The following is a 20797-nucleotide window of genomic DNA, read 5'->3' on the forward strand; positions in this document are numbered from 1 at the left end:
ATGCTGACCGCATGACCATTCCCCCCGAGGTGCTGCGCGCAACCCAGGCCCGTTTCGACACCCGGCAGGCGCAGCGCCACGCCCGGCTGCAGCGCCTGGAACTGCAGGGCACCCACGCCGCCGACACGCCCGAGCGGGTGGCCGCGCGCCTGACCCGGCTGGGGGTGCCGCTGCCCGATGCCCAGGCGCTGGCCAGCGGGCAGGCCGCGCCCGAACAGGTGGCCGCCCACCTGCCGCCCGGGCCCCGGCAGAGCCTGGAGCGCCTGCTGGGCCGCAACGATCTGGTGGGGGTGGCCTACCTGGACCTCGCGCGGCAGGCGGCCGACGCGGTGGCGCGGCTGGTGCTGCGTGACGCCCGGGGCCGCCCGGCTGGCTACGGCACCGGCTGGCTGTGCAGCCCGCAGGTGCTGGTGACCAACCACCATGTGCTGGCCACGCCCGGCGACGCCCGCGCGGCGCAGGCGGAATTTAGCTATGAACTCCGCGCCGACGGGACCCTGCGGGAGCGCGTAACCCTGGCTCTGGACCCGGACAGCCTGTTCATCACCAGCGAGGCGCTGGACTACACCCTGGTGGCGGTGCGCGGCGATACGCGCCCCTACGGCTATCTGCCCCTGCTGGACGCCCCGGACAAGCACATGGTGGGCGAGGCCCTGAGCATCATCCAGCACCCGGGCGGCGAACCCAAGCAACTGGCGCTGCGGGAAAACCGCCTCGTGGACCGCCTGCCCGATTTCCTGCACTACGAGACCGACACGGCCCCTGGCAGCAGTGGCAGCCCCGTCTTCAACGACGCCTGGGAGGTGGTGGCGCTGCACCACAGCGGCGTGCCGCGCACCGACGCCCAGGGCCGCGTGCTGCGCCGCGACGGCCGCCCCGCCGCCCCCGGGGACCCGGACACCGAACTGGACTGGGTGGCCAATGAGGGCGTGCGCATCAGCCGCCTGATTGCGGACCTGCGCGCGCGCCCGGAGGCCGGCTCGGGGCTGGTGACGGCGCTGCTCTCGGCGCCCCGCCCAGCCCGGGAGCGCTTGGGGGACGGCGGCCTGCCTGCCGGCGCCCTGAATCTGGGCACCGTAACCCCCGGCGCCGACGGCACCGTGAGCCTGCCCGTGACCCTGAGCCTGCGGGTGGCGCCCCCGGCCCCCGCCGCCGAGGAGCGGCCCTACCTGGACCCGGCCGACGGCGCGCAGGCGGCGGCCTACTACGCCGGGCTGGGGGAGACCCTGGACCCGGCCGGGCGCTTTGCCGCGCTGAGCGCGCTGCTCTCGCGCACCCACACCCGGCCGCTGACCTACGACCCGGCCCGGCACCTGTACCCCTGGGTGGACCTGTGGCCGGACGGGCAGCTGCGCAGCCTGTACTCGGGGCGCGTGCACAGCCCCGCCGAACTGATTGCCGCCGACCGCACGGCTGCCGAGCGCCGCGCCCGGCTGGCCGCCCAGGAGAACCTGAGCGCCGAGGCGCTGGAAATGGCCCTGCCCTACAACTGCGAGCATGTGGTGCCGCAAAGCTGGTATGCCCGGCGCGAGCCCATGCGCGGCGACCTGCACCACCTTTTTGCCTGCGAGCCGGCCTGCAATTCCTTCCGGGGCAACACGCCCTACGCCGATTTCCCGGACCACGACGAGGTGGTGCGCGGCGACTGCGGGCGGCGTGAAGTGGGCGAGTTCGAGCCGGCCGCCGGCAAGGGGGCCGCCGCGCGCGCCACGCTGTACTTTCTGCTGCGCTATCCCGGCGCGGCGCGCATCTACGCGCCCCGGCACCTGGACACGCTGCTGGCGTGGCACGCCGCGCAACCCCCCGGCGACTGGGAGCGGCACCGCAACGCCGCCATTTTTGCCCTGCAGGGCAACCGCAACCCGCTGATTGACCACCCGGCCTGGGGGGCGGGGACTGATTTCGCCGCCGGACTGGGGCAGTAGAGCCCGCCCCGCATTTGCCCCGGCCCTCTATACTGCGGGGCGTGCTTGTTGCCGCCCAGGACGCCACCAAAGACTACGGCCCGCTGACCGTTCTGCAGGACGTGACCTTTGCCGTGCAGCCCGGGGACCGCGTGGGGCTGGTGGGCCGCAACGGGGCCGGGAAAAGCACGCTGCTGAAACTGCTGACCGGCGAACTGGCCCCCGATGGCGGTGTGGTCAAGCGCGGCCCCGGCGTGCGGGTGCGGGCGCTGCGCCAGGACCCCGTGTTTCCCGACGGCGCCACGGTGGACAGCGTGCTCTCGGCCGCCTTTCACGACCTGGACGCCCTGGAGGCCGAACTGCAGGCCGCCGCCGAGGCCATGGGCCTCGGCACCCCTGAAAGCATCCTGCACCACGAGGCGGTGCTGGAACACTACGCGCGGCGGGGCGGCTTCGAGCGCCGCAGCCGCAAGGATGCCGTGACCCTGGCCTTTGGTTTCCGGGGCCGGGAACACGACCCGGTGAGCGGGCTCAGCGGCGGCGAGCGCACCCGGCTGGGGCTGGCCGCCCTGCTGGTGGAAAACCCCGACGTGCTGCTGCTGGACGAGCCCACCAACCACCTGGACATCGTGATGGTGGAGTGGCTCGAAGCCTTCCTGAACCGCTATCCCGGCGCCGTGCTGGTCATCAGCCACGACCGCGCCTTTCTGGACACCGTGACCCGGGAAACCGCCTATCTACGTGGCGGCACCCTGAAGACGTACGCAGGCAACTACACCACGTTCCGCGAGACCCTGGCTGCCGAGCAGGAGCAGCAGGCCGCCCGCCACGCGGTGGAAAGCCGCCAGATCGCTTCCCTGCAGGCCAGCGCCGACCGCATGAAAATCTGGGGCCTGGGCATGAGCAAGCTGGCCCGCCGCGCCAAGGCCATGCAGGCGCGCGTGGACCGCATGCAGGCCCGCGCCGTGGGCGCCCCGCCCCCGGAGCAGCGCACCACCCGCATCACCTTTCACGCCCCCGAAAGCGGCGACGTGGTGCTGGACGCCCGGCACCTGAGCCGCACGCTGCCGGGCGGGCGCACCCTGTTCCGGGACGTGAACCTGCAGATCAGGCGGGGCGAGCGCATCGCCATCATTGGGCGCAACGGAGCGGGCAAGACCACGCTGCTGCGCGCGCTGCTGGGCCTGGACCCCAGCGACGATCCCCGGGGCCGGGTGCTCACCGGCGCCCGCGTGACGGTGGGCTACTACGATCAGGCGCTGCGCGGCGTGGACCCCTCGCAGACCCTGTACGACGTGGCGCGCGCCTACACCCAGAAAGACCCCGAAGCCCACGACCTGCTGGGCACCTTTCTGTTTCCCTACGACCAGCACGACAAACAGGCCCGCATTCTTTCGGGGGGCGAGCGGGCGCGGCTGGCGCTGCTGAAGCTGGCCCAGGAAGACCACAACCTGCTGGTGATGGACGAGCCCACCAACCACCTGGACATGGAGATGGTCGAGGCCCTGGAAGCCGCACTGGACGACTTTGGCGGCACCCTGCTGATGGTCAGCCACGACCGCGCCTTTATCGAGGGGCTGGCCGACCGCATCTGGCTGCTGGAAGACGGCCAGCTGTACGAGTATCCCGGCTGGGAGGACTACAAGGCCAAGCACCGCCCGGTGGTGGCCCAGGAGACCAGGGAGCGCCCTGCCCCCGCCAGCGCCCCGAAGGGCAAGGGCCTGTGGCACCTCAAGCGCGAGGTGGAAGCCCTGGAAACCGAGATTGCCCGCCTGGAAGGCGAACTGGACGCCGCCCAGGCCGCGCTGGGTCAGGCCGCCCCCAACGCCGATTTCGCCGCACTGGGCCAGGCCGCCCATGATCTGGAAGCGCAGCTGAGCGCGAAAATGAGCGCCTGGGAAGCCAGGCAGGCTGAAGTAGAGGCGCGAGGCGGGTAGGAGCGGCTACCCTCCCGCTCTGCTTCCCTGGACAGCGGGGCAGCTGCACCGGGCCCCGGGGCTTATCCTGAGTTCCAGAGTCAGGATTATGCCCAGCCCCCAGACCCAGCCCACGCCCAGCCCTACTTCCCAGGACCGCCACGCCCGCTCGTTGCAACTGGCGGCCGAAGCCTACCTGGCCCACAGCCATCCGCGCGCGCCGCTGCGTCTGGAGCGCCTCAGCCTGCATGGCGTGGTGTACCGCAGCGCCCCGGACCCGGCCGCCCTGCGCCTGAACCGCGCCCTGGCCGAGGACGTGGTGCTGGTGGCCCTGGCCGCTGGGGAGGCCGCCGCCCTGAGCGGCAGCGCCCCGCTCGCAGAGGGCCGTGACGCCCGCATGCTGCTGGCCTGCGCCCTGAGCGATCCCGACGAGCACAGCACCCTGGACGCCTACCTGAGCGTGCTGCGGGGCCGCGCCCGCGCGAGGCTGCGCCGCGCCTGGAGCGAGGTGGAGGTGCTGGCGGCGGGCCTGCGCGAACACGGTGAACTGGACGCCGACCAGGTGGCCCACCGCGTGGCCTGCGCCCAGGGCATTCGCGTGAGCCTGCTGAACTGAGAAGGAACTCAGGTGAACCGACGGCGAGGGATGAGCAGCCTCACAAAGCCGCCTGGCAGAGCGAAGACGAGAAACCACGGGACTCCGGGTGGGGTCAAGACTCCACGGGCCGCCCACCTTGGCCCTCCGCGTGATGAGCGCGGCGTGAGGGCCTCCCCGGGCGCTGCTGGACGCTGTGCAGCTGGCTTCTTGCAAAACCTCGCTCGGGCGCGGTTTTCAGTGCCCAACGCCCGGTAACCCCATCTGCACGCTCAGGTTTTGGAGACTCCCTTTACCTTGCAGGCTGCCTTACCTTGCGGCCTGGGCCGGGCGCGCACCCTGGACACACGGAGGTTTTCCCATGAACACCCAAGAACCCCAGAGCATGGTCAGCCGCTGCGACGCCACCACCTGCCGCTTCAACGAGGACATGAACTGCACCGCCGGGCAGATTGAGGTCAGCCTGAGTGGGCAGACCGCTCAGTGCCTGACCTTTACGCCCACAGAGGGCATGAGCGACAGCTACGGCATGACCGCCGAGAACAACTGAAGCGCAGAGCCTGCGTCGCCCCCCCATCGCCGGGAAGCCCCCGGCGATGTTTTTGGCTGGTGCGGCGCTGCCCGCAGGGTCCTTTCTGTGCGGTGACTGTCAGAACCGGGCCAGAAAACGCCCGGGTCAGCAGGGGACCAGACCGTGAGCGGCAACACTGGCGGCGCCGCAAAGCCCCATCAGCCTGTCACCCCCACTCCCTGACCTTTGCATGAAGGCGGTAAGACTTGACGTGACATGCTGCCAGGCGTGCGCCCTGTTCGCCTCCCACTTCTGTTCCGCTGCCCCAAGCGAGGTCTGTCATGAGTCCTGCGGCCACCTTTTCTGCTGTTCAAACCGCCCTGAGTGACCTGCTGCGCGTGCATGCGCCCCAGGCGGTGCTGCTGGCGCAGTTGGGCGAAGAGGTGCTGCGGGTGCAGGCCCACGGCCCCGCCGAGGCGGCTGGCCCCGATCTGGTGCCGCCCGACGAGTGGTTCGAGCGCGGCGACATGGTGTGGCTGACCCGTGACGGCGCCCTGCTGGGGCTGCTATGGACCGATGGTGGCCCGCCCGTGCCCGACGCGGCGGTGCAGGTGCTGACCATGCTGCTGGCCGCCGCGCGGCTGGACGGCCAGGGCCGCGAAACAGAGGTGCTGGTCACGCAGTTGCCGGTGGCTACCGCGTGGCTGACAGGCGAACTGCTGGTGCGCAAGGTCAGCCGCCCCTTTCTGGAACTGTTTGAACTGAGCGAGGCCGAGGTGACCGGCCGCAGCGTGCAGGAGCTGTTTGCCGACCGCCCCGGGTGGCTGGGCGCGGTGCAGCAGGCTGGGGCCGGGCGCTCGGTGCGCCTGCCCGACGAGCAGGTGACGCGCGGCGGCGAAACGCTGTGGATGCGCGGCGAGGCGCGGCCCTACTACGGCGCGGCCTCGGCGGGCGTGATGCTGACCCTGCAGGACGTGACCGGCGAGTACGAGCGCGCCGCCCGGGTGGCGGCCCTGCTGGACACGGACCTGCCCGCCGCGCTGCTCTCGGATTCGGGGGCGGTGCTGCAGGCCAGCCACGGCCTCAAAGAGCTGCTGCCCGCCGCTGCGGCCCCCGCCACGGGCGCGCCGCTGTGGGTGTGGCCCTGCTTTGCCGATGTGCCCTCGGAACCCGTGCGTGACCTTGTGCGGCTGGCGGCCACCGGCGGCGCGGCGCGGGCCGAGGTGGAACTGGCCTCGGGCGGCACCCTGGCGCTCAGCGTGCGCCGGACCTCGGAGCCGGGGTTGCTGGTGGCGCAGGGCGAAACCGGCGCCCAGAGCGGCCGGGCGCCGCTGGGGGTCATGAATCAGGTGCTCTCGCTCTCCGAGGACGCCACGATTCTGGTGGACCACGCCGGGCGCGCGCAGCTGGTGAGCGAGCGGGCCGCGACCCTGCTGGGCGTGGAGGCCGCGCGGCTGGTGGGGCTGGCCGTCTCACGCGTGATGAGCGAGCTGGGCGTGCGCCTGTTTACCCCGGCCGGCGAGCCCATGGCCCTGCCCGACTGGAAAGAAGTGCCCCTGCCGCTGCGCCAGGAGATTTTGCTGGCCCTGCCCGACGGCACCGTGCGCCAGATGGAACTGCGTGTAACGGGCGTGGGCGGGGAGGCGGGCGGCTCGCGCGGCAGCGTGCTGCTGACCCTGCGCGACCTCACGGCCCTGCGCCGCGCCCAGGCCAAGATTCGTCACGACGCCCGCCACGATTCGCTCACCGGGCTGCTCAACCGCACCGGCCTGCGCGAGGCCCTGGGCGGCGCGGCGCCGGCGGCCCAGGGGCAGACCGTGGTGGGCCTGGACCTGGACGGCTTTACCGAGCTGAACGCCGCGCTGGGCCGCACCGCCTGCGACCGCCTGCTGATTCAGGTGGCCGCCCGCCTGAATGATCTGGCGGCCGAGGTGCGCGGGCAGGCCGCCCGGCTGGCCGACGACTCCTTTGCCCTGAGCCTGCCGGGGCTGGACGCCCAGAGCGCGCTGGACCGCGTGGAGGCCGCCCTGGACGTGCCGCTGCGCGCCGGATCGCGCGACGTGGCGATCACGGCGGCGCTGGGCGTGGCCACCCCCATTCCCGGCCAGCCCGGCGACGCGGCCCTGACCGACGCCGAGGTGGCCCTGCAGCACGCCAAGCGCCAGGGGCGCGCGCAGCGCAGCGTCTTTGATCCGGCGCTGCGCGCCCAGGTGGCCCGCGCCTATGAACTCGAAGAGGCCCTGCGCGGCGCCCTGGACAAGGACCAGTTCACGCTGCTGTACCAGCCGGCCGTGTCGCTGCGCACCGGGCGCGCCCTGAGTGCCGAGGCCCTGCTGCGCTGGAACCACCCCACGCTGGGCGTGCTCAGCCCCAGCGCCTTTCTGGAACTGGCCAGCCGCAGTGAACTGATCGCCCACATCAGCGAGTGGGTGGTGCAGGAGGCGGTGCTGGGCCGCCAGTCGGTGCGCGCGGCGCTGGGCGAGCGTTTTCAGGACTGGGCGGTGTCCGTGAATCTGAGCCTGGAAGAACTGCGCCGCGCGGCCGGGCTGCGCCGCCTGCTGCCCCTGCTCTCGGCCGAGGGCGCGCCGGACATCGAGGTGGCGGCCGGCAGCCTGCTGGACCACAGTCAGGAAACCCTGGCGCTGCTGGAGCAGTTGCGTTCCCTGGGCGCCCGCCTGAGCGTGGACGACTTTGGAGAGGGCGAAACCAGCCTCTCGGCCCTGACCCGCTTTCCCCTCAGCGCGGTCAAGCTGCATCCCTCGCTGACCACCCGGCTGCCCGGCGACGAGAAGTCAGTGACGCTGGTGCAGGCCACCATTGACCTCGCGCACCGCCTGGGGCTTCAGGTGGTGGCCGTGGGGGTGGAGCACCAGGCCCAGCTGGACATGCTGCGCGACCTGGGCTGCGACGCCGCGCAGGGTTACGCCATCACCCCGCCGCTGCCGGGCCCCGAACTGATGGACTGGCTGCGCCAGCACTGACCGCCCCCCACCCGCACCTCTGCCTGAAGAAAACCTTAAGGCCTCCACGGCCAGAACCGCGTGCCCGGCAACATCTTGCCGGGCCGCTGGCCGTTTAACGTGAAGGCGTTCAACCCGTTTGTGCGCCATTTCGTCTCTTTCAGGAGGTCCTGCCATGTCCGATACCGATTCCACCGCACCCAGCGCCCTGCCCCGCCGCGAAGCCCTGCGCCTCCTGGGGGCGGCCGGCGCGGTGCTGGCCGCTGCGCCGCTGGCCCATGCCCAGACGGCCCCCGCCACGCCCGCCACCCCGGCGGCCCCCGCCGCTCCCGCCATGCCCATGAACGGCAACGGCTTTTACCGCCAGAAGATTGGCGACATGACGCTGACGGTGCTGAGTGACGGCACCGCGCCGCTGGCCGCCGTGCTGCCCACCTGGGGCGCCAACCCCGACCGGCAGGGCGAATTTGCCGCTACGCTGGCCGAATACAGCGTGGCCGCCACCAACACCGTCAACCACTTCAACCCGGTGGTGCTGGACATGGGTGCCCAGCGCGTGCTGGTGGACACCGGGCGCGGCGGCGCGAACGGGCAGCTGGTGGCCAACCTCCGCCGCGCCGGCATAGACCCAGCCAGCATCACGACCGTGTTTATCACCCACGGGCACGGCGACCACATCGGCGGGCTGACCACGAACGGCGCACCCACCTTTGCCAATGCCCAGCATGTGATGGGCGAGGCGGAATACCGCTTCTGGGCCAGCCAGGCCAGCCCCAGCGCGTCGGTGCAGGCCAACCTGATCGCCCTGAAAGACAGGTTCCGGCTGATTCAGGCCGGCCAGGAGATTGTGCCGGGCGTAACCAGCGTGGCCACCCCGGGCCACACTGCCGGGCACCTGAGCGTGCTGGCCGGCAGCGGCGCGAATGGCGTGATGGTGCTGGGCGACGCCGCCGGCCACTTTCTGCTGTCCCTGAAGCATCAGGGCGCCTACATTGGCTTTGACACCGACGGCGCGCAGGCCGCGCGCACCCGGCAGGTCATCTTTGACCGCATTGCCACCGAGAAGCTGTGGGTCACGGGGTACCACTTCCCCTTCCACGCCATCGGCCACCTGCGCCGCCTGAATGCCCGTTCGTATGAGTATGAACCGACGGTGTGGAACTGGAGCTAAGGGGAAAGGGCTCTGGGCTCTGAGCCATGGGCCATGAGGGAAGGCCGGGGGGCTGAGGGGAGTTCAAAGGCTCTGAAGCTGCCAGAAGGGGAGGCGTCAATCACGCCTCCCCTGTGCTGTGCCGGGCGGCAGGCCCTATGAACCCAAACCCTGACCTCCCCAGGGCTCATGGCCCAAAGCTCATGGCCCCTTTTTTACACCTCCGCCACCTCAAAGCGCAGGCCCAGCTCGGCCACGCCGTCCTGCCCGTTGGGGTCGCGGCCGGTGAGCACGCCGTAGGCGGCCCGCTCCGGGGTCAGCCAGGTGTCGGCCACGCGGCGCAGGTCGTCCAGGGTCACGGCCAGCAGGCGGGCCTTGTACGCGGCCTGCACCTCGGGGGTATAGCCCGCGTAGTCACTGAACACGCGCAGCTGTCCGGCGGTGTCGGGGCTGGTCAGGGGGTCCAGCAGCTTGCTGGCCGAGAGAATCGCCTCGGTCAGCGTGCGCGCCTCCTGCGGGGCGGCCAGAAACGCGCGGGCCTCGCGGAAGATGCCGAAGGTGCGCGCAATGTGCGGATCGCGGTAGCTGCTCATGGCAAACAGGCCGGTGCGCGGCTCGAAGCTGGCCGCGCCGCCGTAGGCCCCGCCCTTCTCGCGCAGTTCGGGCAGCAGGTACTCGGCGCGCAGCAGCCGCGTAAGCACCAGCAGGGCCGGGCTGTCGGGGTGGGTGTAGGGCACCGTCTGCCAAGCGGCGGCGTTGTACGACACGGGCGTGTCGGTGGTGCGCGCCTGCGGGGTGCGCGGCGAGAGGGCGGGGGCGGGATGTCCGGCCACGCCGCCGGGCAGCACGCTGGTCAGCTCGCTCAGGTCCAGCCCCAGGTCGGCCTCGGTGGCGGTGAGCAGCAGCAGGGGCTCGCCCTGGCGAATCAGGTCCCGCAGGCGGTCAAAGCGCTCCAGCAGCGCGTCCAGCCCGCCTCCTTCCACGATGCCCTTCAGGGTGGCCAGGGCCGAAAGGCCGCTCAGGCGCTCCTGCAGCGCGCCCGCCGGGCTCAGCTGGGCCTCGGCCAGGCGCTCGGCGTAGGCGTTGCCGCTGGCCACCACCCCGGCCTTGAACCCCGCCAGCCGCTGCTTGAGCAGCTGTTCCAGCCGCTCGCGGGTGAACTCGGGGGCACTCAGCAGGTCGCGCAGCACCGCCACCAGCGCCGGGGCATTGCGCGACAGGGCCTTGCCGCTGAAGGTCAGGGCCAGCCGCACGCGGTTTAGGTCGTCGGGTGGGGTGCCCACGCCCACGCCAGCGCTCACGCCGCCGGTCACGGCTTCCAGGCGGCGGGCCAGGGCCACGTAGTCCTGCCCGGCCGCGCCGCTGCGGGTGACCGCAAAGGCGTACAGCGGCAGCACCTCCAGCAGGTCGCCGGGCAGCTCGGGCAGGCGCAGGCGCAGGTCCAGGTAACTCAGGCCGCCGGTGGGCTGCGGGGCGCGGGCCACGGTCACGGCGCCCAGCTGCTCGGTGGTGTAGGGTGCGGCCGCCACGCTGGCCGGCACGTCGGCCAGCGTAAGGGTGGGCAGCACGCTGGGGTCAGACGGCTGGGCCTGCACCTCTTTCAGGCGCGCACTTTCGGCCACAATCCGGGCACGGTCCTCGTCGGTGAAGTGGGCACTCAGGCGCGCGATCAGGGCCTGCTCGTCGGCCTCTACCTGCGCGGCCAGGGCGGGGTCGGGGGCCAGTTCCAGGGTCACGCGGTGGGGGTTGTCCAGCAGCCCGCGCAGCATGGGCTCGAACACCGGCCCCGCGGCCAGATCGGCGCGCAGGGCGTTCAGGGCGTCGTCCAGGCGCAGGCCCGTCACCGGGTCGCCGCCGTGCAGCCACGGCCCCAGCAGCCGGAACATCACCTGCAGGCCGTAGGGCTGCCCGGCGTTGCTCACCTCCTTTTGCATGATCTCGAACTGATGCAGGCTGCTTTCAATCAGTTCGGGGTCCAGCCCCCCCTCGGCAATGGCGCGCAGGGTGTCCAGCACCAGCGTTTCCACGGCCCCTGCCTGTCCGGCGGGCAGCCCCTTCAGGCCCGCGCCAAAGGCGCCTTCGCGGAAGTTGTCGCGGTAGCCGCTCAGGTCGCTCAGGGCGCCGCCCAGCCCGGACTCGATCAGCGGGCGGGTCAGGGGCGCGCCCGGGTTGCCCAGCAGCACGTCGCTCAGCACGCTCCAGCGCAGGTTCTGGTGCGGGTCGCTGCTGTGACCCAGCTTCCAGGCCACCACCACCTGCGCGCCGCGCTCGGTGTCGGTGCTGGGGTAGGTCACCGTTTCGCGCCGGGGCGCCCCGAAGGGCGGCTGGTCGGGAATCTGCACGTCCAGCGTCTGCGGCGAGAAGCGGACCATCACCTGCGTCTCGATTTCCTGCAGCAGGCGCTCCAGCGGCAGCTGCCCGTAGGTGTAGAAAAAGGCGTTGCCCGGGTGGTAGTGCGCGGCGTGAAAGGCGCGCAGGGCGTCGTAGGTGAGGTGGGGAATCTCATTCGGCGCCCCGCCAGAGTTGTTGGCATACGTCAGGTCCGGGTACAGCGCCTTGCCAAAGGCCCGCCACAGCACCGAACCGGGGCTGGCCATGGCGCCTTTCATCTCGTTGTACACCACGCCCTGCAGCTTCAGCGGCGTGCTGGGATCGTCGGGCGTTTCAAATTCCAGGCGGTGACCGTCCTGCCGGAAGCTCTCGTAGCGCATCAGCGGAAAAAAGGCCGCGTCCAGATACACCGAGAGCAGGTTGAAAAAGTCCTTCTCGTTGCGGGTGGAAAAGGGGTAGGTGGTCCAGTCGCTGGCCGTCATGGCGTTCATGAAGGTGTTCAGCGAACGCGGCAGCATGGCAAAGAAGGGGTCCGGGACCGGGTAGCGCTGGCTGCCCATCAGGGCCACGTGTTCCAGAATGTGCGCGATGCCGGTGCTGTCCTTGGGCACGGTGGGAAAGGTCACGCCAAAGGTGGCGTTGTCGTCAGCGCGAATCACGTGGGCGTGGCGGGCGCCCAGCTCGTGGGTCAGCAGCACCAGCGTGCCCTGCATCTCGGGCAGCGCTTCCACACGCTGCACGGTGTAGCGGCCCAGGCGCTCGCCCACGCGCGGGGCAGCCGGAAGAGTGGCGGTCATGGGGGCAGTCTAGAGCAGGGTTGCGCGCCGAACGGCCAGATGCCTTCCGGTGTGGCCGCCGCACGCCCCGCATTCCACACCCCCGGCTCACGGTCTGCCGGGGGGGCGGCAGGTACACTGCCCGCTATGACACCTCACCGTCCCCTGGGCCGCGCGCTGCTGGCCCTGCTGGTGGCTGGCACGCTGGCCAGCTGCGGACAGAGCCTGACCGGCACCTCGGCCACGGGCGGGCGCGACCCGCTGCAGTTCGTGGAGTCGCCGGCTGGCCTGGCGCCCGCCTATGTCAATGAAACTTATGCGGCGCCCCTGACCGTCTCGGGCGGCGCGGGGCCGTACACGGTGCGCAAGGTCAGCGGCACCCTGCCCCCGGGCCTCACGCTGCAGGGCCAGCAGCTGAGCGGCAAGCCGGAAAAGACCGGCACCTATACCTTTACCGTGGAGGTGACCGATTCCACCCTCAGCACCAAGAGCCGCACCATCACCCTGAATGTGCAGGACCTGCCGCCGCTGAGCCTGGCCCCCACCCTGCCAGCCGGGCAGATTCGCGGTGAGACCCGCATTCCGCTGACCATCACCGCGCCGCGCAGCGTGCGGGCGGCGCGCTTTGCCTGGGACCTGCCGGCCGGCGTGATTGTCACGCGGGTCCAGCCCGAGGGCAACAACGTGCTGTTCTGGCGACAGCAGGGCAGCCGCGTGGTGGTGGACCTGGGCTTCAAGACTGTGCCGCGCACCGGCGCCCGCGTGGCCCTGCTGACTGTGAAGCCCACGGGCCCCGTCGCCCTGGCCGCCCCCACCCTGGCCTACGAGGCCCGCGACGGTGAGGGCAAGCTGCTCTCGCAGAAACTCTTCCCCGACGAGCAGAAGAAGCTGGACGAGCAGAAAGCCGCTGAACAGAAGGCGGCAGAACAGAAAGCAGCAGAACAGAAAGCGGCGGAGCAGAAGGCGGCGGAACAGAAGGCCGCCGAGCAGAAAGCCGCCCCGAGCGCACCCGGGAGCACCCCGGCGGGCACCGGGACTGGAACGGGGACCGGAACAACAGGGACTGGTACGCCCACCACCACCCCCGTCACCCCACTCCCTGCGCCGGGCGGTGGCAAGTGAGGGCGCTGTGGCTGGCGGCCCTGCTGGGCGCCGCGCCTCTGGCGGCGGCCACCACCGCCCCCACCCTGACCCTGGAGCAGCAGGCGAAAAAGGCCGAGGTAATTGTGCGCGCCAAGCTGGGCCCGGCGGCCGAGGTCAGGGTGGGCGAGCTGATTTACAGTGTCTATCCGCTGACGGTGACCGAGACCATTGCCGGCGACCCGGCGCGGCTGCCACAGCACGAGGGGGCCCCGGCGCTGTTCGTACTGAAGGACCTGGCCGACCTGCCCCCGCTGTCAGCCGGGCAGGAGGTGGTGGCCCTGCTGTACACGGCGCGGCTGGACAGTCCGTTTGTGGGCTTCAACCAGGGCCTGTACGCGGTCAGCGGCGGATCGGTGAAGGCCGGTACCATCACCGATCCGGTCAAACTGCGCGAGGCCATTCTGAGCGCGCGGGGGCAGCGGTGAAGCGGGCGCTGCTGCTGGCCGCGCTGCTGCTGGCGTCTGCCCAGGCGGCCAGCGTGAAACTGCGCCCCCAGGGCGAGGAGCTGACCCGCGCCGTGCGCGAGGCCCTGAGCGCCCTGAGCACCCCCGAGTTGCCCGTGACCCTGGACGCCAGCGGCGGCGTGATCCTGGCGCTGGGCGGCGCGGCCCCCTTCAACCCGGATGTGGCGGCGCGCGTGGTGACCGTGAACGGCGAGCGGCGCATTGAATTCAATCCGCGTGGGCCGCTGCCGCTGCAGGAGGCCATCCGCGCCGAGCTGGCGCGCGAACTGCGCCTGACCGAGTGGACCCCCGCCGCTGCCCGCACCCGCCTGAGCGGCGCCGACCTGAACGGCGACGGCCGGATTGACCTGACGGACCTGGCCCTGCTGATGGCCAACCACGGCAAGACCACCCCGGTAGGTGACCTGAGCGGCGACGGCAAGGTGGATGACGCCGACGTGCGCCTGTTCGGCGCCCAGTACAAGCCCTGAGACGGACGGCCGTCTGTTGCGCCGACCAGCCGGGCCTGTTCCGGCTGGTCGGCTTCATGCCCCGAGGGGCGCCCGGCCGGCTCTTTCCCGCGCCGCTCGGATGGAACTGCTGTTGCACTGGTCGGAGTCTGTATGAGTTCCTGGTTCCGGGGCGGGACTGGGCGCGCACCTTTGCCGCCCCCGCCGCCCTGCTACGCTGCCGGGCATGACAGGCGACGACACCATTGACTTGCAGGACTTCCTGAAACTGCGCGGGCTGGTGGAAACCGGCGGCGAGGCCAAATTCCGCGTGCAGGGCGGCGAGGTGCGCCTGAACGGTGACATCGAGACGCGGCGGCGCAAGAAGCTGCGCCGGGGCGACGTGGTGGAATACGCCGGGCACCGCGTGACGGTGGACTGGTAGGGCCGTGGGCGCCTACGAGGATGCCGTGCTGGACTACCGCCGCCGCAAGGACGAGCACTTCGCGGCTGGGGGCGGTCCGGTGGAGGCGGCCACCTTTCAGGGCCTGCACTACTACCCCCCGGACGAAGCCTGGGCGTTTACGCTGCCCCTGACCCTGCGGCCCCAGGACGCGGGCACAGAGGTGACCCTGGCGACCAACACCGGCGAGACACGGACCATGGCGGGCTTTGCCGAGGTCACGGTGCCCCTGCCGGGAGGGCAACACACCCTGCTGGTCTTTGCCCCCCTGGGCGAGAACCGCCCGGCGCGCGTCTTCGTGCCCTTCCGGGACGCCACGAGCGGCATGGAAACCTACGGCGCCGGCCGCTACGTAGACGCCCCGGTGGACTGGCAGCTGGGCGGCGACGGCCCGCTGATCCGGCTGGACTTCAATCTGGCTTACCACCCCTACTGCGCCTACAGCCCGGCCTGGGTGTGCCCCCTGCCCCCCCGCGAGAACTGGCTGCCTGAGCAGGTGGCGGCCGGGGAGAAGCTGGGGTAGGCGGGGAGGCAGGAGGCGGCGCGCGGGGAGCAGGAAAAGATGGGGACCGCGCGCCGCCTCCTGCCTCCCGCTTCCTGCCGCCCTACCTCGCCACCACGGCCACATACACCACGGAAACGCCAGCGGCCTGCAGGGCTTCCTGGCAGGCCCACGCGGTGCGGCCGGTGGTCAGCACATCATCTATCAGCAGCACCGGGCCCGGGGGCAGCGGGGCAGCGCTGCGCCCGAAGGCGCCCTGCAGGTCCTCGCGTTCGGCGGCGCGGCGGCGGGCCTGCTGGGCCCCCGCGTGGGTACGGCGCAGGGCATTCACGCACGGCACGCCCAGCTGCTCGGCCAGGGCGCGGCCCAGGGCTTCAGCCTGGTTAAAGCCGCGTTCGCGCTGCCGCGCCGGGTGCAGGGGCACCGGCACCACGGCCGCCACCTCCCAGCCCGGCGGCACCCCGGCCGCCAGCGCAGCGCCCAGCACGGGGGCCAGGTCGCGGGCCCCACCAAACTTCAGCGCGCGCACGGCGCGGCGGCGCACCCCGGCGTAGGGGCCCAGGGTCAGCAGGTGGGGCGCGGGGTGTGGGCGCAGCGGACTGTGGGCCCAGACCTGCGGGCGCAACGCCGCGCGGCAGTCACTGCAGAGCCCGGCCTGGGCCCCCAGCTGCGCGCCGCAGCCGGGACAGGGCCGGGGCAACAGGGCGCGGGCCAGCCCGGCCAGCCGGGCGCGCAGCGGCCCAGTCACGCGCCCAGCTCGTCCAGAAAGAGGGGCGGGCGCGTGGCCTCAATGCGCTGCCACGCTGTGTGCAGACCGTCCGGGTCCAGCATGGGGGCCGCCAGGGCAAAACAGGCGAGGTGGTGCGCGCACACCTGGGCCACGCCCGCCTCGCCCAGCCGGGCGCGCTCGGCCGGGGTCAGCAGGGCGGCAAAGGCGGCGGGGTCCCCCAGCGCCGGGTGCCCCCCCTCGCGGATGGCGGCGCGCAGAAAGGCCGCCACCTCGGCCGGATTCAGCCAGAAGCCGAACATCAGCTGATCGGACAGGGCGTCCAGTTGCCGCAGCCGTGCAGGTTCCAGGCCCCCTCTCACCAGCCGCCGCGCCAGCGCCTGCCGTTCCAGGCGCAGGGCCGCGTATCCGGCCAGTGACAGCTGCTCGCCCGCCGGGGTCACGCGCCCGCCCACCGCGCGGCGCAGGCGGTAGGCCAGCACGTACTCCTGGTATTCGCGCAGCAGTTCGGAGACGGGGGCGCTCACCGGGCCTCCGGGCCCAGTGCCAGGAGCGGCCAGCAGACAGGGGGCACCAGGGGCCGGCGGGTCACGCGCCCATTCTAGGGCGGCGCCCGGCGGCCCGCCCCTGGGATTCTCCTCATGCACCCCGCGTGGGCCGGGGCCGCGTGCAGACGGAGCCGGGGGCCAGGAATGGCCGCAAGGGGCAGGCGCAGGAGCCAGCCTATCCACCGCTGTCCATGAGGGGCGCCCCAGGCCCGCACACGCCGCATTCACCCCCGTCCAACACAGGCGGGGCATGCTCGCCCTACCCAGGCAGGACCAGAGCGCACAGGGGACAAAGGCCACCGGCTGGCCTTCTAAGCTGTGGGCACACGTCTTTCCAGGGTGCTTCTGCCCCGCGCCGCTGCTGGCCTGGGCGCCCGCCGGTCTGCTCGCCCTCTTGCCCCCTGTCCAAGGAGACCCATGCACCTGCTGCGCCGCGCCCACCCTTTTGAATACCGCTCTGGCCAGGGCCGTGATGAGCTGGGGCTGGCCGACATCTGGGCCGATGCGGGCGCCACCCGCGCGGTGGTGGTGCTGCGCGGCATTCCGCCTGCCGAGGCCGCGTGCGCCCTGAGTGCCCTGGACCATAGCGCCCTGCCCTACCTGCTGCGCCCCGAGACCCGCGTGCTGGTGCTGACCCTGCGCCCCGCCGCACGCGGCGAAAAGGCCCGCGCCGTGGTGCTGCCGCTCAGCGCCTGATCGCGGCGCCCACCCTTACGCCTAGGCGCTCCAGCTGACCCCCGCGTGGCCGTCACTCCAACACGAAGCGCACGCCCTCTTCAAAAGTTACGGCTGCCACCTGGGCCCGGGGCAGCACCGCGTTGCGCCGCCAGGGCATCCACTCGGTCTGGCCGTGGGCGCTGCGCAGAAAGCCGCGCACCCCCACCTCCACATAGCGCGCCGGGCCTCCCAGCAGCGCGGTCAGGCCGGCGCGCACCAGCTCCGGGTCGGCCAGGAGGCCAGTCAGGCGGGCCGACGGCACCCCGGCGTCCGGGTCGGGGGTGGCCTGTGGGTCGGCGTGCAGGGGCGAGGGATGTGGCTGGTACAGGTCCACCGTCAGGCCCTCCAGGACCAGCAGAGCGGCGCGCGCCTGCGCCTGGGGCAGCGGGTGCGTAAAGGCCACATGCACGTCCAGCTCAAAGCCGCGCACGCCCTTGTCGGTGCGGGTGGAGGTGGGGCCCGCCGGGCCAGAGGGGCGCCCGGTCATGCGCGCACGCTCCGTTCCAGCGCCCGGCGGTGCCCGGCCAGATGCGCCGTGACCATGCGGGCCCAGTCCAGGGCGTCCAGTTCCCCGAAAAAGGGGTGCCACAGGGTCCGGCCCGGGGTGGCGCGCAGCCCGGCCGTGGCGGCTTCCAGCGCCGCGCGGCCCTGGGCCCAGCGCGCCGGCCACCCGGCCCAGGGCAGGCCCGTGTCACTGGGCAGGGCAGCGGCGGGGGCCCTGCGGCGACCATCAGAGGTCAGGTCGCCGGGGGTCTGGGGCGCGGGGCGCAGCGCGCGCTCCGAGAGCAGCAGGCTCAGCACCCGGGCAATGGCCTCGTTGATCAGCGCCACATGCTCGGCGTCCTGGGCCGGGGTCCAGTCGCGGCCCGGCTGCACCCGGGTCCAGTCGGCCTGGCGCTGGGTCAGATGGGCCTCGAACTGGTCCAGTTCGCTCAGCAGGCGGGCACGCACCGCCGCCGGGGTGTCGCCCATGGGGGCCAGTGCGGCGCGGTCCAGAAGGGGAACAGGCATGGGCGCAGTGTAAGGCAGCGTGCGCTGCTGGCGGTGTTCAGGCCGTGTGGCCAGCCCCCAGGCGCCTGAGGGCTGGCGCGCTACAGCCGCCCGGTCCCCGGCAGAAAGACGCCCGGGTCCAGGGGCGAACTGGCCGCCACGGCCCGCGCTGCCAGGGCCGCGTCCGGTTCGGAGAGCAACTGGGCGGCGTCGGGGGGCGGCAGCACGGCCTCACGCAGGGTCAGGCCGGCGCCCACGGCCCAGGCCACCAGTTCAGCCAGGGCCGAAACGCCCGCCGGGCCAAAGTGCGGGCCAAAGGCGCGGGCCACCACCACCCGGTCGGCGCCGCGCTCCAGCAGCGCCCCGTAGGCCGCGCGCTGGCGCTCGCCCTGCCAGTCGGTGACCAGAATCAGCTGGCCGCTGCGCGGTGCGGGGGTCTGGACATGGGCCTGCACGGCGGCCCACGTCTCGCGCGGCGCGCCGGGCATCCCCAGGGGATCGGGCAGGTTCACGCCGCTTAGCATAGCCCCCGCACCCGGCCCCCGGAGCGCGGCGCCATCCCGGCGGCCCCGGCGCACTATCCTGACGGCCATGAACACTGCCCTCCCCACCCTGATCGCCCAGGCCCGGGGCGGCCGGGTCGTGCGCACCCCTTTTTTAAATGGGGACGACATTGACCGCCGCCTGCTGAGCGGCGACGACCTGAAACACCGGCTGGCCGGCGGCTTTCCCGATGCCCGGCGCGTGGTGCTCACCTTGTATCCCGCCCATATTCCCGAGGTGGATAGCGGCGTGGCCGTGTTTCGCCTGACCCCGGAAGCGGGCGGCCCCGGCTGGGACCTGCAGGACTTCAGCGTGCACCTGCGGAGCCTGGGCCTGAAAGAAGAGCAGCTGGGCGACCTGCGTGAAGAACGCGGCGCCTTTCTGGTGGCGGCCACCGGCAAGGCCGCGCAGGCGCTGGCCGACCTGACCGAACTGGGCGGGCGCCCGGTGGAGGTGGAAGCCGTGGGCGAGAGTGCTGGCCGGGGCAGCAAGGTGCGCGAGGTCGTGGTGCCCTCCATGCGGGTGGACGTGGTGGGCGCCAAGGGGTTTGGGGTCAGCCGCGCCTATTTTCAGCAGGGCATTGACGGCGGCAAGGTGCGCCTGAACGGCAGCCACGCGCGGGCCAGCAGCGAGATCCGCGAGGGCGATTCTCTGAGCGCCGATGGCCTGGGCCGCATTGACTTCAAGCGTGTGGTGAACGAAACCCGGCGCGGCAATTTCAAGGTGGAACTGGACGTGCACAAGTAACCGTGATTGACCTTACGGCCCGCAACCCGGTGCCCAACCCCAGCGACCTGACGGCCGAACTGGCGCCCAGTCCGCGCTACGCGCAGGTGCGCTTCGAGACGTACCACCCCAACCCCGACTACCCCAGTCAGGCGGGGGCCCGCACCGCTGTGCAGGCGTTTCTGAAAGGTGCCCAGGTGCGGCCTGGGGGCTTCCGGCTGTTCCGGCGCGCCAAGCCCGAGGGCCGGGGCCTGTACCTGGACGGGGGCTTCGGGGTGGGCAAGACGCACCTGCTGGCCAGCGCGTGGCACGCCGCACAGGGCACCGCCGCCCTGATGAGCTTTCAGGACCTGATGTACATCATCGGCGCGCTGGGCATGACGCGGGCGGTGGACGCCTTCCGTCAGCACGACCTGCTCCTGATTGACGAATTCGAGCTGGATGACCCCGGCAACACCCACATGGCCAACACCTTTCTGGGCCAGCTGATGCCGGGGGGCACCAGTGTGGTTGCCACCAGCAACACCGAACCCGGCGCCCTGGGCCAGGGGCGCTTCAACGCCACGGACTTCCAGCGGCAGATTCAGGGCATTGCCCGCCGCTTTGAAACCCACCGCATTGACGGCCCCGACTACCGCCAGCGCGGCGTGCGGCCCGAAGACACCCTGAGCGCCGGAGAATACGCGGCCTGGGAGGCGCGGCAGAACCCGGCCACCCTGGCACACATCAGCCACCGGGACCTGAGCCGCCACCTGCTGAATGTGCACCCCAGCCGCTTTGCCCGCCTGCTGCAGGGCGTGGGCGCGGTGGGCGTGACCGACCTGAGTGCCATGCCCGACCAGAACGTGGCGCTGCGCTTTGTGCACTTTATTGACAAGCTGTACGACCTGGGGCTGCCGGCCGGGTTCACCGGGCAGGGCCTGGGGGGACTGTTTATTGACACGTACCGGCACGGGGCGTATGCGAAGAAGTACAGCCGCTGCCTGTCCCGGCTCTCGGAAGTGTTGCAGGAGGCGCGCGCGGGGTAGGGGAGGGACCTTGGGGGCAGTGGCCTGCAGCGGCGCTGCAGGGAAGCCGGGGGCTATGGACGCCGTCCCCACCGGGCGCAACCGCGGTTCAGGGTCAAGCGGATGGGCCCAGCGTGAAGTTAAGGACGTTGCACCTCACGTTACGACTTTGCAGGAGAGCACCGCAAAGTCTCCACTCCCGGTGCAACGTACTTTTTTCGATACTCGCTCCGCTCGGTTGATCTCAAGATCAACAGCGAGCTACTTAGTGGTAGTCCGTTGACTCGGACATAATTTGCCGTTCTGAGCGGCATTTAGGCCACATAAAGTGGGAGTGGTCTACCTCGTCCAACCTGCTCCAGCAACAGGAAGAGTCGCCGAGGTGGTCGCTCCGTG

At 71.7% G+C, this 20797-nt stretch carries 20 protein-coding genes; 14 read left to right on the top strand and 6 right to left on the bottom strand.

Annotated elements, in window-relative coordinates; translation table 11 throughout:
- Nucleotides 1–11: 11 nt before the first annotated feature.
- The 6 genes from C8263_RS12995 to C8263_RS13020 all read left to right on the top strand — a co-directional run bounded on the left by C8263_RS12995 (nucleotide 12) and on the right by C8263_RS13020 (nucleotide 9057).
- A complete protein-coding gene (locus C8263_RS12995; RefSeq protein WP_107138555.1) occupies nucleotides 12–1925 on the top strand; it encodes an endonuclease in 1914 nt (637 codons plus the stop codon).
- A 41-nt stretch (nucleotides 1926–1966) separates the two neighbouring features.
- Nucleotides 1967–3841 (top strand): ABC-F family ATP-binding cassette domain-containing protein, encoded by a 1875-nt coding sequence (locus C8263_RS13000; protein WP_107138556.1) that lies wholly within the window; start codon nucleotides 1967–1969, stop codon nucleotides 3839–3841.
- Nucleotides 3842–3929: 88 nt separating this feature from the next.
- Nucleotides 3930–4436, top strand: coding sequence for a hypothetical protein (locus C8263_RS13005; protein ID WP_107138557.1), 507 nt, complete (start codon nucleotides 3930–3932; stop codon nucleotides 4434–4436).
- Nucleotides 4437–4776: 340 nt separating this feature from the next.
- On the top strand, nucleotides 4777–4965 hold the full coding sequence (locus tag C8263_RS13010) for a DUF1540 domain-containing protein (protein WP_107138558.1): 189 nt from the start codon (nucleotides 4777–4779) through the stop codon (nucleotides 4963–4965).
- A 302-nt stretch (nucleotides 4966–5267) separates the two neighbouring features.
- Nucleotides 5268–7907, top strand: a complete 2640-nt coding sequence (locus C8263_RS13015) for a sensor domain-containing protein (RefSeq protein ID WP_107138559.1) — start codon at nucleotides 5268–5270, stop codon at nucleotides 7905–7907.
- A 154-nt stretch (nucleotides 7908–8061) separates the two neighbouring features.
- Entirely contained in the window at nucleotides 8062–9057 is a 996-nt protein-coding gene (locus tag C8263_RS13020; protein WP_107138560.1) for an MBL fold metallo-hydrolase, read from the top strand.
- Nucleotides 9058–9251: 194 nt separating this feature from the next.
- Here C8263_RS13020 and C8263_RS13025 read toward each other — a convergent pair whose 3' ends face one another.
- Complete coding sequence (locus tag C8263_RS13025) at nucleotides 9252–12164, bottom strand: insulinase family protein (RefSeq protein WP_107138561.1); 2913 nt, start codon at nucleotides 12162–12164, stop codon at nucleotides 9252–9254.
- 126 nt (nucleotides 12165–12290) lie between these two features.
- On the opposite strand from C8263_RS13025, the gene C8263_RS13030 reads away from it, so the two are divergent.
- The 5 genes from C8263_RS13030 (at nucleotide 12291) to C8263_RS13050 (ending at nucleotide 15164) form a co-directional block, all read left to right on the top strand.
- Nucleotides 12291–13265 (top strand): Ig domain-containing protein, encoded by a 975-nt coding sequence (locus C8263_RS13030; protein ID WP_107138562.1) that lies wholly within the window; start codon nucleotides 12291–12293, stop codon nucleotides 13263–13265.
- Nucleotides 13262–13711, top strand: a complete 450-nt coding sequence (locus C8263_RS13035) for a hypothetical protein (RefSeq protein ID WP_233218807.1) — start codon at nucleotides 13262–13264, stop codon at nucleotides 13709–13711. Before C8263_RS13030 ends, C8263_RS13035 begins: the two co-directional genes overlap by 4 nt.
- Nucleotides 13708–14220: a hypothetical protein gene (locus tag C8263_RS13040; protein WP_107138563.1), complete on the top strand. Its 513-nt coding sequence runs from the start codon at nucleotides 13708–13710 to the stop codon at nucleotides 14218–14220. Before C8263_RS13035 ends, C8263_RS13040 begins: the two co-directional genes overlap by 4 nt.
- Nucleotides 14221–14425: 205 nt before the next feature.
- The gene (locus tag C8263_RS13045) at nucleotides 14426–14623 is read left to right on the top strand and encodes an RNA-binding S4 domain-containing protein (protein WP_107138564.1); all 198 of its coding nucleotides are present in this window, start codon (nucleotides 14426–14428) and stop codon (nucleotides 14621–14623) included.
- A 4-nt stretch (nucleotides 14624–14627) separates the two neighbouring features.
- Nucleotides 14628–15164, top strand: coding sequence for a DUF1684 domain-containing protein (locus tag C8263_RS13050; RefSeq protein WP_107138565.1), 537 nt, complete (start codon nucleotides 14628–14630; stop codon nucleotides 15162–15164).
- A gap of 82 nt (nucleotides 15165–15246) precedes the next feature.
- Here the strand turns inward: C8263_RS13050 and C8263_RS13055 are convergent, their stop codons facing one another.
- The gene (locus C8263_RS13055; protein WP_233218808.1) at nucleotides 15247–15891 is read right to left on the bottom strand and encodes a ComF family protein; all 645 of its coding nucleotides are present in this window, start codon (nucleotides 15889–15891) and stop codon (nucleotides 15247–15249) included.
- Nucleotides 15888–16397 (bottom strand): hypothetical protein, encoded by a 510-nt coding sequence (locus tag C8263_RS13060; RefSeq protein ID WP_233218809.1) that lies wholly within the window; start codon nucleotides 16395–16397, stop codon nucleotides 15888–15890. The genes C8263_RS13055 and C8263_RS13060 overlap by 4 nt, the downstream gene beginning before the upstream one ends.
- Nucleotides 16398–16835: 438 nt before the next feature.
- Between C8263_RS13060 and C8263_RS13065 the strand changes: the two genes are divergently transcribed.
- Nucleotides 16836–17114, top strand: a complete 279-nt coding sequence (locus tag C8263_RS13065; protein WP_107138566.1) for a hypothetical protein — start codon at nucleotides 16836–16838, stop codon at nucleotides 17112–17114.
- A 52-nt stretch (nucleotides 17115–17166) separates the two neighbouring features.
- Here C8263_RS13065 and C8263_RS13070 read toward each other — a convergent pair whose 3' ends face one another.
- The 3 genes from C8263_RS13070 to C8263_RS13080 all read right to left on the bottom strand — a co-directional run bounded on the left by C8263_RS13070 (nucleotide 17167) and on the right by C8263_RS13080 (nucleotide 18637).
- On the bottom strand, nucleotides 17167–17622 hold the full coding sequence (locus C8263_RS13070) for a hypothetical protein (protein ID WP_107138567.1): 456 nt from the start codon (nucleotides 17620–17622) through the stop codon (nucleotides 17167–17169).
- Nucleotides 17619–18146: a DinB family protein gene (locus C8263_RS13075; protein WP_107138568.1), complete on the bottom strand. Its 528-nt coding sequence runs from the start codon at nucleotides 18144–18146 to the stop codon at nucleotides 17619–17621. Before C8263_RS13075 ends, C8263_RS13070 begins: the two co-directional genes overlap by 4 nt.
- 80 nt (nucleotides 18147–18226) lie before the next feature.
- Nucleotides 18227–18637, bottom strand: coding sequence for a DUF3197 domain-containing protein (locus C8263_RS13080; RefSeq protein ID WP_233218810.1), 411 nt, complete (start codon nucleotides 18635–18637; stop codon nucleotides 18227–18229).
- Between the two features lie 79 nt (nucleotides 18638–18716).
- On the opposite strand from C8263_RS13080, the gene C8263_RS13085 reads away from it, so the two are divergent.
- Together C8263_RS13085 and zapE are read left to right on the top strand one after the other, a co-directional pair.
- Entirely contained in the window at nucleotides 18717–19415 is a 699-nt protein-coding gene (locus C8263_RS13085; RefSeq protein WP_199188398.1) for a S4 domain-containing protein, read from the top strand.
- Nucleotides 19416–19417: 2 nt separating this feature from the next.
- The gene (gene zapE / locus C8263_RS13090; RefSeq protein WP_107138569.1) at nucleotides 19418–20422 is read left to right on the top strand and encodes a cell division protein ZapE; all 1005 of its coding nucleotides are present in this window, start codon (nucleotides 19418–19420) and stop codon (nucleotides 20420–20422) included.
- Nucleotides 20423–20797: the final 375 nt, after the last annotated feature.

It is taken from the genome of Deinococcus arcticus (assembly GCF_003028415.1).
In the GTDB taxonomy this organism is placed as follows: Bacteria; Deinococcota; Deinococci; order Deinococcales; family Deinococcaceae; genus Deinococcus; species Deinococcus arcticus.

Bases quoted from the DNA above. Each gene is read 5' to 3' on its own strand.
- C8263_RS13070 (WP_107138567.1), bottom strand. From the start codon at position 17,622: ATGACCGGGCGCCCCTCTGGCCCGGCGGGCCCCACCTCCACCCGCACC.
- C8263_RS13020 (WP_107138560.1), top strand. From the start codon at position 8,062: ATGTCCGATACCGATTCCACCGCACCCAGCGCCCTGCCCCGCCGCGAA.
- C8263_RS13030 (WP_107138562.1), top strand. From the start codon at position 12,291: ATGACACCTCACCGTCCCCTGGGCCGCGCGCTGCTGGCCCTGCTGGTG.
- C8263_RS12995 (WP_107138555.1), top strand. From the start codon at position 12: ATGACCATTCCCCCCGAGGTGCTGCGCGCAACCCAGGCCCGTTTCGAC.
- C8263_RS13025 (WP_107138561.1), bottom strand. From the start codon at position 12,164: ATGACCGCCACTCTTCCGGCTGCCCCGCGCGTGGGCGAGCGCCTGGGC.
- C8263_RS13005 (WP_107138557.1), top strand. From the start codon at position 3,930: ATGCCCAGCCCCCAGACCCAGCCCACGCCCAGCCCTACTTCCCAGGAC.
- C8263_RS13015 (WP_107138559.1), top strand. From the start codon at position 5,268: ATGAGTCCTGCGGCCACCTTTTCTGCTGTTCAAACCGCCCTGAGTGAC.
- C8263_RS13045 (WP_107138564.1), top strand. From the start codon at position 14,426: ATGACAGGCGACGACACCATTGACTTGCAGGACTTCCTGAAACTGCGC.
- C8263_RS13065 (WP_107138566.1), top strand. From the start codon at position 16,836: ATGCACCTGCTGCGCCGCGCCCACCCTTTTGAATACCGCTCTGGCCAG.
- C8263_RS13010 (WP_107138558.1), top strand. From the start codon at position 4,777: ATGAACACCCAAGAACCCCAGAGCATGGTCAGCCGCTGCGACGCCACC.
- C8263_RS13075 (WP_107138568.1), bottom strand. From the start codon at position 18,146: ATGCCTGTTCCCCTTCTGGACCGCGCCGCACTGGCCCCCATGGGCGAC.
- C8263_RS13085 (WP_199188398.1), top strand. From the start codon at position 18,717: ATGAACACTGCCCTCCCCACCCTGATCGCCCAGGCCCGGGGCGGCCGG.